Here is a 13,482-nt window from a genome sequence, read left to right on the forward strand (position 1 = left end):
CCTGCAGCCGCGCCGGCACGAGGACGCGCTCGGCGATCGCCTGTCCTTCAACCCCTGGCATTGCCTCGGCGCCCACGCGCCGCCCGGATCGCTCAACGCCCTGCACCCGCGCCGCCGACCCGGCCTCGGCCGAAAGCCGCGGCGGCTGTCCCTTCTTCCCCGCCCGCGGCGGAGACGACTGAGCGCAGGTCGAGGCCTGCAGCCCGCCTCGGCCGCCTATTGCGCAGCCAGGAGATATTCGCGCGCCCGGCATGACGCGATGGGGGTGCTTGCCGAGCCGGCGTTCCCGTAGTCTCCCGGCCGAGACGCGAGAAGGGTCTGGAGGGAATGAGCGGGAAGCCGGCGCAGCCGCGCTATCGCTGGGTGATCGTCTTCGCGGCGGCGCTCAGGCTCGGCCTGGCGCCGGCGTGAACGGGCACCCGTCGCAGGGCGGCCGCCCGCTCGCCCCGGCGATTGGGCTCATGTGCGTCGGGGTCGCGGGCCTGGTCGTCAACGACGCCCTGGCGAAGGCGCTGACCGCTCACTATCCGCCGCTGCAGATCCTCTTCGTCCGCAACGCCTTCGCGCTGCCGATGATCGTCGCGACCGTGCTGGCGCTCGGCGGCCGGAGCGCGCTGCGGACGTCGCATCTGAGGCTCCACGCCTTTAGGGGGCTGCTGCTCACCGGCGGCGCCGGCCTGTTCTTCTCCGGGCTGGCGGTACTGCCGCTGGCGGAGGCGACGGCGCTGATCTTCGCGGCGCCGATCTTCATCACCGCCCTCTCGGTGCCGCTGCTGCGCGAGAGCGTCGGCTGGCGCCGCTGGACGGCGGTGATCGTCGGCTTCCTCGGCGTGCTGATCATCGTGCGGCCCGGCGGCACGACATTCCAGCCGGCCTCGCTCTACGTCGTCGGCACGGCGCTCTCCTATGCCCTCTTCATGATCAGCGCGCGCTGGATCGACCGGCGCGAGGGCGCCTGGACGATGACCGTCTACGTCGTGCTCTTTCCGCTGCTGTTCAGCGGCCTGGCCGTGCCCTTCGCCTGGCAGCCCCTGCAGGCGCCGCACCTGCCGCTGTTCCTCGCCCAGGCCGTCTTCGGGACGCTTTCCATGATGCTGATCACCCAGGCATTCCGCCAGGCGCCCGCGGCGATCGTGGCACCCTTCGACTACACGGCGCTGGTCTGGGCGAGCCTGCTCGGCTGGCTGGTCTGGGGCGAGATTCCCGACGACTGGACCTACGCGGGCGCCGCCGTGATCATCGCCAGCGGCCTCTACATCGTGATCCGCGAGACCCGCCTGGCCCGACGCCCGCGGTAGCTTCCTCGAGGGACCGCGAGCGCCCCCTGCCGACGTCGAAACGGGTGCCAGCCTCCGGCAGACCCGGCCGGCGCCGCGTAGGGTAGCGCAAGACGGTTTCAGCCGCTGCGAGCCCTCTTCTTCCCGGACTCCCCGGCGCGCTTCCTCTACCATGAGCGCGGGGAAAGGCTGCCTGAGGAGGCTGTCATGTTCGCGCGCGAGGAACCCGCCGAGGCGGGCCGCAGGAGATCGGAACGCAGGACGTTCGGCGTTCAGCTCTGCGGCCTGCAAGTGGCGGACGACGATCCGGCGACGCTGCGCCGGGTGCTGGACGCGCTCTACGCCCACGGCGTCGTCACGCTCCGCGACCAGCGCCTGACGCCCGAGCAGTTCGTCCGCTTCGCCCGGCGCCTCGGCCGCCCGCAGCCGCACATCAAGACCGAGCTGCGCCATCCCGACTGCCCCGAGATCCTGCTGCTGTCCAACCTGTTCCGGGACGGGCGGCCGATCGGCATCTACGACGGCGCCGCCTACTGGCACACCGACATGTCCTACGAGGCGGAACCGGCGAGCGCGACCCTGGTCCACGCCCTGCAGGTGCCGGAGCGGGGCGGCGAGACGCTGTTCTGCGACATGGTCGCCGCCTACGACGACCTGCCGGCGGACCGGAAGGCCGAGCTCGAGGGGCTGCAGGTCCTGCACCACTACGGCAACCGCTCCGATCCGACCGAGGGCTCGCGCACCTCGGCGACGCCGCTGACATGCGGAGCTGGCGGTCGATGTCCTTCCAGACCGAGGGCTCGCGCACCTCGGCGACGCCGCTGACCGAGGAGCAGAAGCGGCAGGTCAGGAACGTCTATCACCCGCTCGTGCTGCCCCACCCGGCGACCGGGCGCAAGGCGCTCTATGCCGTGGCCGGCAGCTCCTTCGGCATCGTCGGGATGGAGGATGAGGCAGCCTTGGGGCTGCTCGACGAGCTGAAGCAGCACGCGACGCAGGAGCGCTACCGCTACGCCAACCCCTACGCGGCCGGCGACCTGGTGATCTGGGACAATTGGGCGACCCTACACTCGGCCAGCCTGATCGAGCCGGCGACCGGCCCGAAAGACTCCCGCCTGCTGCATCGCATCAGCGTCAAGGGCAAGCCGAACCTCGAGGCCAGTGGAGGGCAAGGTTGATGGCGGATGCGACGGGCGAGAGCCGCAGCCTGGCGGTGCTGATCGACGCCGACAACACCAGCGCCCGCTACGCCGCCGCGATCTTCGACGAGATCGCCGCGCTCGGCGAGGCGAACGTGCGGCGGATCTACGGCGACTTCTCCGGCGGCCGCCTCGGCGGCTGGGACGGCGCCGTGCAGTCGCTGGCCATCCTCCAGCATCAGCAGCGCAGCAACACCACCGGCAAGAACGCCGCCGATATCGCCCTGGTCATCGACGCCATGGACCTGATGTACAAGGGCCGGCTCGACGGCTTCTGCCTGGTCAGCTCCGACAGCGACTTCACCCGCCTGGCGCAGCGGCTCCGCGAGGACGGGCTGGCCGTCTACGGCTTCGGCGAGCGCAAGACGCCGGAGGCCTTCCGCAACGCCTGCACCCGCTTCATCTACGTCGAGAACCTCGTCGAGCCGCCGGCGACCGCCGTCGCCGCCTCGGGCAAGGCGGCCGCGCCGGCGCCGGACCAGAGGAAGGAGCCCGCCAGCAAGGCCGTGCCGGTGATCCTGAAGGCCATGGCCGGGGCCGAGGACGAGGAGGGCTGGACCCCGCTCAGCGCCGTCGGCAGCCGCATCGGCAACATCGCGCCCGATTTCGACCCGCGCAGCTTCGGGCACGCCAAGCTCAGCACGCTGGTCGAGAAGAGCGGTGCCTTCGAGACCAGGCGGTCGCCCGACAAGCAGATCGCGATCCGGGCGAAGCGCACCCGCAAGGCACGCGGCGCCGCCTGACCTGCCCTTGTCGTGACGGCGCGCAAGGCGCCGGCGCGACGGTCGGCAGGGGGCGCTATCTCAAACAGTACCCCGGCAACTCGAGGAGCCGGCCCTCCGTCGTCTCGAGGGACCGGTAGCGCCCGCCGCTGTAGCGCGGACAGTCCCTGCCGAGGCCGGCCAGCACCAGGGCGTCGGCGATGTCCGCCCCCGCCGAGAAGCAGACGCCGATCATTCTGTCGTAGGAGCTGTCGCCGGAAAGGTCGCAGCGGACCGTCTGGCCGAAAGCGTGCCGCTCCATGAAGCGCTGGGCGGCGAGACCGCCGAGGTCGTCGAGCTCGGGAGCGTGCAGCCCCTCCAGGCGCACCGCGACGCCGCGGACCTCGATGGTATCGCCGTCGCGGACCTGCGTCACCCGGCCCTGCAGGACGTCGCCGCCGCCGGCCGGCGGCAGCGTAGCCGGGTCGGCGTAGAACTGATCGAGCAGCGCCGCCCCCCCTCCCCCCAGGCAAAAGGCCACGACAAGAATCGCGCGGAAGCTGGGCTTGCTCGTACGAACCACTGCACGAGCATGGAGACCAATGGTTTGGAAAGTATGAGCGGCGCCGGCGGATCCTGCTCGCTAAGGCCGCCGCCGGGATGCCGAGCCTGCGCGCCCTGCTACCGGTGGCGGAGCCGGTCGAGGCCCCAGGCGCCGCCGCCGGCCGCTGCCAGGTAGAGGAAGACGAAGCAGTAGAGCGCCGCGAGCTCGCCGCCGTTGAGAATCGGAAAGAAGCTCCGCCCGGCGTGGGCATAGAAATAGGCGACCGCCGTCATGCCGGAGAGGATGAAGGCGACCGGCCGGGTGAAGAGACCGACGATCAGGAGAAGGCCGCCGACCAGCTCCAGCATGCCTGCCACGCCGCTCATCGTGAAGGGCGCCACGTCGTTCATCGGACCTTCGGGAAAGCCCAGGTACTTGGTCGTGCCGTGCTGCAGCAGCAGCAAGCCGGACATGATGCGCAGAACCGACAGAAGCTGCGCCGTCCAGGGGACGAGAAAGGTCATGGGATCTCCTTTTTCCGTGCGTGGCAAGGCAGCGGCATCGAACGATCGGCCGGCGAGGGGCCTGCCGATCGCGGATCGCCCCCCGGATCAGTATGCCAGCAGGTCGACGGAAGCCAGCCTGCTCTGCCGACCGGCGACCTGTGAGCCTGTGCGGGCTACGTCGCTTGCGCGGCGCGGCGGCCCCGGACCAGAAGGAGGCCACCGAGGCCCGCCAGGCCGGCGAGCAGTAAAAGGGCCGCGGCGGGTTCGTCGACGACCGTCGGCGGCGGCGGGCAGAAGGCGCCGGGCACGAAGGCCTGGAAGGTCTCGCTGCCGTCGAGATTGCCTTCGCGCCGACAGGTGAAGGTCACCCTGTCGTCGAAGCCGGTGATGCTGATCTCATACTCGATCGAGGCGATCCCCGTCGGCGTGTTGGGGTCGGTCTGGAACGGCGGGTACTCGCCGAGCGAAAGTTCGAAGAGCCCGACGACGAAGGCGTAGCTGCCGACCCCCAGGCTGTTGGTCATCACGAAGCTGTCGAGACCCGGGGCACCGCCCTCGATCTCGATGAGCGGCGAGAAGTCGCCGCCCGGGGTCAGGCCGAAGAGCGCCGCCGCGATGGAGTCCGTGGGCGTGGGAGAGACGACGCTGATCAGGAAGTCGGCGTCGATAGCCGGGGCCGAGATGTCGAAGTACTGTATGTCGGTCGTGCTGCGGTCGAGGCCGTCGTCGATCTCGATGATCCCGGACGTCGAGACTACGGCCCGGGCCTCCGGCGCAGCCAGGAGGGCGCCGGCGAGGCAAAGGCAGGCTGCGAGCAGGCGGTACCTGGCAGGGGGGCGTCCGGTGACGTCGGGTGAGCGGTGCGGTGTCCTTTCTTCGACCATTGCGCTGTCGCCTTCTCCACGACCGGCCGCCCGGCCGCAGTCCGACCCGGCCGCCGGTCCCGTTGGTTCGGCGCCGCCCGAGCGGACCTCGCGCGGCCCGGCAGCGATCGAGCAAGAACTGCGCCAGCGAACCGAGATTGCCGGAAGCGGCCGTTCAGGCCACCTTGCGGCCCGAGCGCGGCATCCGCCCGCTATCAGGTTTTCCGACACTCCGGCACCGGAACGTACAGCCAGCCGACAGCGCGAAGCAGCGCCGGACCGTGCCCGGCCGGCCAGCTGGCCTCAATCGCCCTTTCGCCGCGGCAACCTCTAGGGAAGCGCCGCCGCTATGTCGCCGGAGGTCTCGCGGCCTTCCTCGCGGTAGGAGGCCGGCAGGCGCGCCGAGCGCCGGACGCGGAGGGCGCCGCTGATGAATATCGACTCCGGCGGCCGGTCGACGGCGCCGGCCCGCGCCGCCAGCAGGTCGACCGCGCGCTCCAGCATGGCCGCCGCCGGCTGCGCAAAGGTCGTCAGACGATAGGCCGGCCAGGATGCCGCCCGGATGTCGTCGAAGCCGACGACGGAGACGTCGTCGGGCGCCTTGAGCCCGAGGTCGCGCATCGCGTCGAGGACGCCGAAGGCCATGAGGTCGCTGGCGGCGAAGATCGCATCCGGCCGCGGCGTCCGCCGCAGCAGCTCGACCGCAGCCTGATAGGCCGCCTCGAACCGGAAGTGCCCGGTCTGCTCGGCGAACAGCGGTGCTCCGGCGGCGGCCAGCCCTTCCCTGAAGCCGAGCTCCCGGTCCTCGCTGACGACCGAGCCTGGCCGCCCGCGCAGGAAGGCGATGCGCTGGTGGCCGCCCTCGACCAGGAAGCGGGCGATCTCCTGCGCGCCGGCGCGGCTGTTGCAGAGCACCGAGGAGGCGGCGCCGTCTCGCACGACACGGTTTAGCAGGACGACCGGTATCGAGTAGCGCGCGCAGGCGTCGATCGCTTCGCGCGAGGTGGGCACCGACGCGATGACGATGCAGCCCTCCAGGCGGTAGCGCGCCATGCTCGGCACGACGTCGGCAAGGTCGCCGTCGCGCGCCACCTGGAACAGCATGAGCTGCATGTCGCGCTCGGCCGTGATCTTGGTCAGGCGCTCGAGATGCTCCTGGTAGAAGGGGTTTTCGATCTCGCCGATGACGTAGCCGATGACGCCGCTGCGCAGGGTCACAAGGCTTCGCGCCATGGCATTCGGCTCGTAGCCCAGCTCTCGGGCGATCGCCAGGACCCGGTCGCGGGTCGACTTCGGAATGCTCGGGTGCCCCTTGAGCGCCCTGGAGACCGTCGACTTCGAGACGCCCGCCCGCTCCGAGATCATACTGGCCGTCGGCGAGCGGCGAATGTTCATCGTGCTTCTGGTCCTCGATCATCCGGCGTGTCTGCCCGCGGCAGGGTCGCCGGGGCACGATCAGAATAGAAACTCACCGCCGAAAATGCACGCGATGCGGCAGGGGGCCGACGCCGCCATCCCCGGTCGACCGACTGACTTCACGCGCCCGGAGCGCAGCTTCGCGGGCCCGCCGAGCCGCGTTCACCGGCCGCCGGCGACTGGCAGGGAGGCCCCCGCTACATAACTCGATTCCCCGCCAAGCAGCCAAAGAATCGCCCGGGCGACCTCCTCGGCAGTACCGACCCGCGCCTGCGGCACGTCGACGACAAGCCGGGACAGGCGGTCGCCGCCGCCGGCCGCGGCATGAATCTCGGTCTCGATCAGGCCTGGGCTCACGGCATTGACGCGGACGCCTTCGGCGGCGACCTCTCTTGCGAGGCCCAGCGTGAAGCTTTCGACCGCGCCCTTGGAGGCAGCGTAGTGCAGCCACTCGCCGGCCCCGCCGAGTGTCGCAGCCCGGGAGGAGACGTTGACGATCGCCCCGCCTGCGCCGCCGTGCGACCGCGACATCCGCCGCACGGCCTCCCGGGAGGCCAGGACGGTGGCCGTGACGTTGAGGGCGAGCACCCGCTGCAGCGTCTCTGCGGCCAGCGACTCGAGGCGCCCCGCCTGGCCCGTCGTGCCGGCGTTGTTGACCAGGGCGCGGAGCGGCCCCAGCTCCCGGTCCACCGTCTCGAAGAGGCGCAGCAGGGCGTCCTCGCAGGCGACGTCGGCCTGCACGGCGACCGCCCGGCCACCAGCGCTGCGGACGTCATCGGCGACCGCCTCGGCGGCTTGCCGGGAACTGTTGTAGTTGACGCAGACGTCATAGCCGCGCTCGCCGGCGAGTCGCGCCGTGGCCGCGCCGATGCCCCGGCTTGCGCCGGTCACCAGCAGCACAGGGCGGCCGGAGGCCGTAGCGCTCACGAGCCCTCCGGTGCGCGCGCCGCGGTCCGCCGCATCAGCGCGCTGTCCCGCCAGGCCTGGCGCTCGGGCAGCCGCTCCAGCGGCAGCGACGCGCGGCGCGCGGCGGCGACACGCTCGACCGCCGAGGGGTCCCAGGGCTTGGGTGCGCCCCGCTCCCGATGCATCTCAAAGTACATGGTGCCGTAGCGCGCGGCGTAGTCCTCGACGCCGGCCGGGGCGTTGAGGTCGATGGTTTCGAACGGGCCGATGAAGGACCAGCGCTGCGCCAGGCCGTGCACCATGGCCCGGTCGACATCGTCAGGACTCGCGTGCCCCTGCTCGACGAGGCGGAAGGCCTCGTCCAGGAGCGCCCCCTGCAGGCGGTTGACGACGAACCCGGCGATCTCGCCGACGCGGATCGGCTTCTGCCCGGCCGCGGCCTGGAAGCGCATCGCCCTTTCGATCACCGCTTCCCCGGTCCAGGGCGCACCGACGATCTCGACCAGCGGCACGAGGTGCGGCGGGTTGATCGGGTGGGCCAGCAGGCAGCGGTGCCGCCCGGCCAGCGCCTCGGTGAAGCCCGAGGGCACAAGTCCGGACGAGGAGCTGGCAAGCACCGCCTCGGGCGGGGCCGCACGGTCCAGCTCGGCGAAGACGGCGCGTTTCTCTTCGATCCGCTCGAGCGTGCACTCCTGCACCCAGGCCGCGCCGGCGACGGCCTCGGCCAGGGTGTCCGCGCCCGCGACCCGGGCGGCCGTAGCCGCGGCGTCCCCGAGCAGGTCGACCCCCTGCATCTCGGCGAGGGTCGAGCCGATCCAGTCGAGCGCCTCGCGGACCCGGGCGCCGTCCTGGTCGAAGAGCCGGACCTGGTGCCCGGCGCGCGCGAAGACTACGGCCCAGCTGCGGCCGATCAGCCCGGCTCCGACCACCGCGACCCGCGCAGTCGCCTCGGCTGCACCCTCAGTCATCGCCGCCCTTCTTGGTGTAGCTGCCGGCCTGCTGCTTGTAGACCGGGTCGTCGTGGCACGCCTGGGAGGCCAGCCGGTGGTAGAAGCCGATCATGCCGTCGGCCGCCGGCGGCGCCGGATCGAGCGCCACCTTGGCAAGCGCCAGCGCGAGCCCGCTGCGCTCGGCCAGGTCCTTCGCGAAGACCAGGGTCTCCTCGAGCAGCCGGTCGTTCGGGTGCACCGCATTGGCTAGGCCCCGGCGGAAGGCCTCCTCGGCGCCGATCCGCCGTCCGGTCATTGCCCATTCCTTGGCGATGCCGAGGCCGACGATCTGCGGCAGGCGCTGCAGTCCGCCCGACCCCGGGATCGTGCCGAGCTTGATCTCCGGCAGCGAGAACAGGACGTCCTCGGCGACGAAACGCAGGTCGCAGGCCAGCGCCATCTCGAAGCCGCCGCCGGCGACGTGACCGTGCAGGGCGCCGATCACCGGCTTGCTGCAGGTCGCGATGCGGTTCTTGGTCGAGAAGTCGAGCCGGATGTAGCGCTTGGCCTCCTCGCCCTCGAACTTGCCGACCTCGCGCAGGTCGGAGCCCGAGCAGAAGGCCCGCCCGGCGCCCGTCAGGATGATCACCTTGACGGCTTCCTCGAGCTCGAGCTCCTCGAGCGCCGCCTGGATCTCCCGGTGGGTCGCCGGGTTGCAGGCATTGAGCACCTCCGGCCGGTTCAGCTTCAGGATCGCGACAGGGCCGTCGCGGCCGATCTCGAGATAGCGATAGTCGCTCATTTCGGGCGCCGCCGGATCAGGGTGATGTGCTCGCCTTCCTGGACGACCTCGCCCCGCTGGTTCACCAGCTGGCACCACTCGCGGATGATGCCCATCCCCGGCTTGCTGCCGCTCTCGCGCTTTTCCGTCAGCTTCCAGCGCACGCGCAGAGTGTCGCCGATCTTGATCGGGCCCTTGAAGCTCCACTTGTCCCAGCCGAGCGAGGCGACGCCGGTGCCCTGGGTGTAGTTGGTCCGCCACATCAGGCCCTGGGCGACCGAAAGGCCGAACAGCCCGTGGGCGATGCGGGTGCCGAACTCGGTCTTCTTGCAGAACTCCTCGTCGGTGTGGACCTGGCTGTAATCGCCGGTCAGGCCGGCGAAGCCGGCGATGTCCGCCTCCGTCACGGTCCGTCCCGGGGTCAGGCGTTCTTCGTTCTCGACGAAGTCCTCGAACCAGCAGCCGAGCACCACCGGCTCGGGCTGCCCGACCTGTTGGGTCTGTGCAGTCACGTCTCGTCTCCTTCTCTCTTGCTGTCCCGGTCGAGGCTCTCGGCGAGGCCGAGCGGCCCCTCCGAAAAGACCGCCGCCGGCATTTCCCGCAGGTCCGCCGCGACCTCGAGCGGAAACTCGACGTGCGGACGAACCTGGGTGTCGAGGTCAATCCCGGGCGCCAGCTCGACCAGCACCAGGCCCTGTTCGCGGAGCTCGAAGACCGCGCGCTCCGTGACGTAGAGGACGCGCTGGCCCTTGTCCCGGCCGCGCGCCGCGTTGAAGGTGATCTGCTCGACGGCGGGCACGAACTTGCGGAACTTGCCCTCCTTGACGACGCGCAGCCGCCCGTCCTCGACCGCGACCTGGAGGCCGCCGGCGGTCAGGCTGCCGCAGAACACGATGCGCGGCGTCCGCTCCGTGATGTTGTTGAAGCCGCCCGGGCCATTGATCTCCGCGCCGAAGCGGCTGACGTTGAGGTTGCCCGCGGCGTCGGCCTGGCCGATGCCGAGGAAGGTGATGTCGAGGCCGCCGCCGTCGTAGAAGTTGAATTGGAAGCCGGAATCCATGATCGCCTCGGCGTTCAGCGCCGGCACGAAGGAGCCGCCCAGCGCCGTTCCCATCAGGCCGCCGAAGATGCCGTGCTCGTTGGTGAAGACGACCTCGTCGAGCTGCCCCTCCTCGAGCGCGATCCGCGGCAGGTGGGTGGCGACGCCAGCGCCCAGGTTGACGACGTCTCCGCGCCGCAGCTCGAGCGCCGCCCGGCGCAGGATCGCACGGGTCGCGCCCGGCTCGACCGGCGGGAAGCCGTCGAGCGGCGCCTTGAGCGCGCCGGCCAGGAAGGGATTCCATCCGGCCAGCGGGTCGGCCATCGCGGCTGACACCTGGCGCTGCGTTGGATGGACCACGACCTCGTCGACCAGCGGGCCCGGAATCCGCACCGTGCGCGGGTCGAGGCTGCGGGCGCGGGCGAGCCGCTTGACCTGGGCGATGACCCGACCGCCCGATCCCTTGGCGGCGAGCGCCAGCTCGACCATGCCGAGGGTGTTGGGCTCCTCCTCCATCGAGACGTAGCCGTTCTCGTCGGCGGTCGTGCCGCGCACCAGGGCGACGTCGATCGGGAAGGCCGGGTAGAAGAGGTACTCGACGCCGTCGATGGTCTCAAGGCGGACCGGCGGCCCGCTCGAGCGCTCGTTCATGCGGCCGCCCTGGTCGCGCGGGTCCATGAAGGAGCCGAGGCCGACGCGGGTGAAGACGCCGGGCTTGCCGGAGCCGATCGCGGTCAGCAGCTGCATCATCAGCCCCATGCCGACGACGTAGCCCTCGCAGCGCTCCTCTCGGATCATCTCGAGCAGCCGCGGATGGCGCGCCCGGCTGAAGGAGGCGCCGATGATGCGCTTCAGCATGCCCTCGTGGGCGAAGCAGTTCATGCCGCCCTCGCCGGGCCGGTCGCCGGGCAGCATCGGCGTCACGACGGTGAGATCGCGCGGGTGGCCGGTCTCCAGGAAGCGCCGCTCCAGCGCCTCGAGCAGCAGGTCGGGCTCCTGCGCCACGCCCGTGCCGCCGATCACCAGGGTCGCGCCGTCTGCGATCCCGGCGATCGCCGCCTCGATGTCGCGTCGCTTGCTCATCGGCGGACCAGCGCCCCCGAGAGCGCCTTGAGCGCGTCGACGAAGATCGCGGTCGTCGAGAGGCAGAGCACCTCGACGCCGCGGTCCTTGCGCCAGGACTCGGCGTTCGCCTCGTTGCGGGCGAAGGTCGCGACCTTGGCGCGCCCGACGCGCTTCGCCGTGGCGACGATGCGGTCGATCTCGGCCGCGACCTCGGGATGCCCCGGGTTGCCCGGGTGGCCGAGCGAGACGGAAAGGTCGGCGGGACCGATGAACAGCGCATCGACGCCGTCCATGCCGGCGATCTCCTCGACGTCCGGCAGCACGGCGCGGTCCTCGATCTGCAGCATCACGAGGGTCCGCTCGAGGCTGCGCTTCAGGTGGTCGTCGACCGTGACCGTGCCGTGCCGCCCGGCGCGGCTCGTCGTTGCCATGCCGCGCGCGCCCTGCGGCGGGTAGTGAGCGGCGGCGACGATCTGACGGGCGACCTCGGCCGAGGTGATGTGCGGCACCAGCAGGCCTTCCGCGCCGGCGTCCAGGGCGTGCTGCGCCATCGAGGGCGAGGCCTCGGGAATCCGAACGAGCGCCGAGACGCCGCTCGCCTCGGCGGCGCGGATCTGGTTCTCCAGGGACTCCGTACCGGCCGCGCCGTGCTCCTGGTCCAGGATCACGAAGTCGAAGCCGGCATAGCCGCACATCTCGACCACGCCCGGCGACGGCAGCATGACGAAGCAGCCGACCAGGGGTTCGTCCGCCTGCAGGCGCTGCTTGAGGGTTTTGTCCATTACCGCTTCTCTCCTTGCCAGATTTCACCGAGCCCCATCAGCCCGTCGGCGAAACAGGCGGCAGGCATTTCGCGAAGGTCGGAGGCGACGCGCGCCTCGGCACCGATGGTTTCGAGCACGTCGCGCCGCGGGTCGAGCCCGGGGGCGATCTCGATCAGCTCCAGGCCGTCCCCGGCGAGCCGGAAGACCGCGCGCTCCGTGACGTAGAGGATCTCCTGTCCCTCCCGCCGGGCCCGCCGCCCGCTGAAGGTGACCTGCTCGACCCGGGACACGAACTTGCGGCGGCCGCGCTCGCCGAGGCGCGTGCAGAAGACGATGCGGCGGATGCCCTGGGTCATCTCGATGAAGCCGCCGGCGCCCGGGATGCGGTCGCCGAAACGGCTGACGTTGACGTTGCCCTCGCTGTCGACCTCGCCGATGCCGAGATAGGCGACGTCGATGCCGCCGCCGGCGTAGAAGCGCAGCTGGTCGGCGGCGTCGATGATCGCCGAGGGATTGTGCGCGCAGGGGAAGGTGCGGCCGCCGCAGGCATAGCCGTTGATGCCGCCGATGACGCCGTGCTCGATGGTGAAGGTCACCTGATCGAGCACCCCCTCCTCCACCGCGATCGCCGGCAGGTAGCCGGGCAGGCCGAAGCCGATCGCCAGCACCTCGCGCGGCTGCGCCTGCAGCAGGGCACGGCGCATCACCACCTTGGCGTCGTCCATGGTCGGACGCGGCACGCGGTCCAGCGGCAGCTGCTCGGCGCCGACCAGGGTCGGGTCGTAGTCGACGTGCGTGATCTGCCGCTGCTTCGGATTGACCACGACGGCATCGACCAGGCACCCGGGGACGCGGACGCGGTGCGGGTCGAGGCTGCCGCGCTCGGCCAGCCGCTTGACCTGGGCGATCACCTTGCCGCCGTTGGCCCGCGCGGCCTGTGCGAGCAGCAGGTTGCCGATCAGCGCCGGCTCCTCCTCCATCGTCAGGTTGCCGTCGGGATCGGCCGTGGTGCCGCGGATGAAGGCCACGTCGAGCGGCACCGTGCGGTAGAACAGCAGCTCCTGGCCGCCGACCTCCACCAGCTCGACCAGCGGCTCGCGCGACGCCTGGTTGAGGCCGCCGCCGTCCTGGCGGGGATCGACGAAAGTCTCCAGTCCGACCGACGTCAGCACGCCCGGCCGCCCGGCCGCCGCCGCCTCCAGGAGGGCATACATGATCCCGATCGAGAAATTGTAGGCTTCGATCTCGTTGTCGAGAATGCGCCGCACCAGCTCCGGCGTGCCGACCGGCCAGAAGGAGCCGCCGATCATCCGGCGCACGAAGCCCTCGGCCCCGAACAGGCTGGTGCCGCGTCCGTCGAGCTCGCCGGTGCGGATCGGGTGGAATTCGGTGAGCCCACCCGGCGCCCCGGTTTCCCGGTAGCGGCGGGCCAGCGCCTCGATCAGAAGATCGGGCTCCTGCACGCCGCCGGCACCGCCGACGCCGAGGGTGG

14 protein-coding genes and 1 pseudogene are annotated in these 13,482 nt (G+C 71.2%); 4 read left to right on the forward strand and 11 right to left on the reverse strand.

The genetic code is table 11. The annotated features are described in order from the left end of the window. Positions 1-461 precede the first annotated feature (461 nt). The 4 genes from WD341_RS14970 (at position 462) to WD341_RS14985 (ending at position 3,219) form a co-directional block, all read left to right on the forward strand. Positions 462-1,298 (forward strand): DMT family transporter, encoded by an 837-nt coding sequence (locus tag WD341_RS14970; RefSeq protein ID WP_368426281.1) that lies wholly within the window; start codon positions 462-464, stop codon positions 1,296-1,298. A gap of 186 nt (positions 1,299-1,484) precedes the next feature. Then, the gene (locus tag WD341_RS14975; protein ID WP_368426282.1) at positions 1,485-2,102 is read left to right on the forward strand and encodes a TauD/TfdA dioxygenase family protein; all 618 of its coding nucleotides are present in this window, start codon (positions 1,485-1,487) and stop codon (positions 2,100-2,102) included. Next, positions 2,057-2,455 (forward strand): TauD/TfdA dioxygenase family protein, encoded by a 399-nt coding sequence (locus tag WD341_RS14980; RefSeq protein ID WP_368426283.1) that lies wholly within the window; start codon positions 2,057-2,059, stop codon positions 2,453-2,455. The genes WD341_RS14975 and WD341_RS14980 overlap by 46 nt, the downstream gene beginning before the upstream one ends. Then, positions 2,455-3,219 (forward strand): NYN domain-containing protein, encoded by a 765-nt coding sequence (locus WD341_RS14985; protein ID WP_368426284.1) that lies wholly within the window; start codon positions 2,455-2,457, stop codon positions 3,217-3,219. The genes WD341_RS14980 and WD341_RS14985 overlap by 1 nt, the downstream gene beginning before the upstream one ends. Positions 3,220-3,274: 55 nt before the next feature. Here WD341_RS14985 and WD341_RS14990 read toward each other — a convergent pair whose 3' ends face one another. The 11 genes and pseudogenes from WD341_RS14990 to WD341_RS15040 form a co-directional block, all read right to left on the reverse strand. Further along, entirely contained in the window at positions 3,275-3,718 is a 444-nt protein-coding gene (locus WD341_RS14990) for a thermonuclease family protein (protein WP_368426285.1), read from the reverse strand. 140 nt (positions 3,719-3,858) lie between these two features. Continuing rightward, positions 3,859-4,245: a DoxX family protein gene (locus WD341_RS14995; RefSeq protein ID WP_368426286.1), complete on the reverse strand. Its 387-nt coding sequence runs from the start codon at positions 4,243-4,245 to the stop codon at positions 3,859-3,861. Between the two features lie 155 nt (positions 4,246-4,400). Continuing rightward, positions 4,401-5,111 (reverse strand): hypothetical protein, encoded by a 711-nt coding sequence (locus tag WD341_RS15000; protein ID WP_368426287.1) that lies wholly within the window; start codon positions 5,109-5,111, stop codon positions 4,401-4,403. 309 nt (positions 5,112-5,420) lie between these two features. After that, positions 5,421-6,485 carry a LacI family DNA-binding transcriptional regulator gene (locus tag WD341_RS15005; protein WP_368426288.1) on the reverse strand — a complete coding sequence of 355 codons (1,065 nt, stop codon included), beginning with the start codon at positions 6,483-6,485 and terminating at the stop codon, positions 5,421-5,423. A 183-nt stretch (positions 6,486-6,668) separates the two neighbouring features. Beyond that, positions 6,669-7,433, reverse strand: a complete 765-nt coding sequence (locus WD341_RS15010) for an SDR family oxidoreductase (protein WP_368426289.1) — start codon at positions 7,431-7,433, stop codon at positions 6,669-6,671. Next, complete coding sequence (locus WD341_RS15015) at positions 7,430-8,380, reverse strand: 3-hydroxyacyl-CoA dehydrogenase (protein WP_368426290.1); 951 nt, start codon at positions 8,378-8,380, stop codon at positions 7,430-7,432. Before WD341_RS15015 ends, WD341_RS15010 begins: the two co-directional genes overlap by 4 nt. Continuing rightward, on the reverse strand, positions 8,373-9,143 hold the full coding sequence (locus WD341_RS15020) for an enoyl-CoA hydratase/isomerase family protein (RefSeq protein WP_368426291.1): 771 nt from the start codon (positions 9,141-9,143) through the stop codon (positions 8,373-8,375). The genes WD341_RS15015 and WD341_RS15020 overlap by 8 nt, the downstream gene beginning before the upstream one ends. Continuing rightward, positions 9,140-9,634 (reverse strand): MaoC family dehydratase, encoded by a 495-nt coding sequence (locus WD341_RS15025; protein WP_368426292.1) that lies wholly within the window; start codon positions 9,632-9,634, stop codon positions 9,140-9,142. Before WD341_RS15025 ends, WD341_RS15020 begins: the two co-directional genes overlap by 4 nt. Next, positions 9,631-11,244 carry an acyl CoA:acetate/3-ketoacid CoA transferase gene (locus tag WD341_RS15030; RefSeq protein WP_368426293.1) on the reverse strand — a complete coding sequence of 538 codons (1,614 nt, stop codon included), beginning with the start codon at positions 11,242-11,244 and terminating at the stop codon, positions 9,631-9,633. Before WD341_RS15030 ends, WD341_RS15025 begins: the two co-directional genes overlap by 4 nt. Further along, on the reverse strand, positions 11,241-12,008 hold the full coding sequence (locus WD341_RS15035; RefSeq protein WP_368426294.1) for an HpcH/HpaI aldolase/citrate lyase family protein: 768 nt from the start codon (positions 12,006-12,008) through the stop codon (positions 11,241-11,243). The genes WD341_RS15030 and WD341_RS15035 overlap by 4 nt, the downstream gene beginning before the upstream one ends. After that, positions 12,008-13,474, reverse strand: a pseudogene (locus WD341_RS15040) (CoA-transferase); the annotation flags it as partial. The gene WD341_RS15035 and the pseudogene WD341_RS15040, both read right to left, overlap by 1 nt. Between the last annotated feature and the right edge of the window lie 8 nt (positions 13,475-13,482).

This window comes from Tistlia sp. (genome assembly GCF_040905785.1).
Taxonomy (GTDB): Bacteria; Pseudomonadota; Alphaproteobacteria; order Kiloniellales; family DSM-21159; genus Tistlia.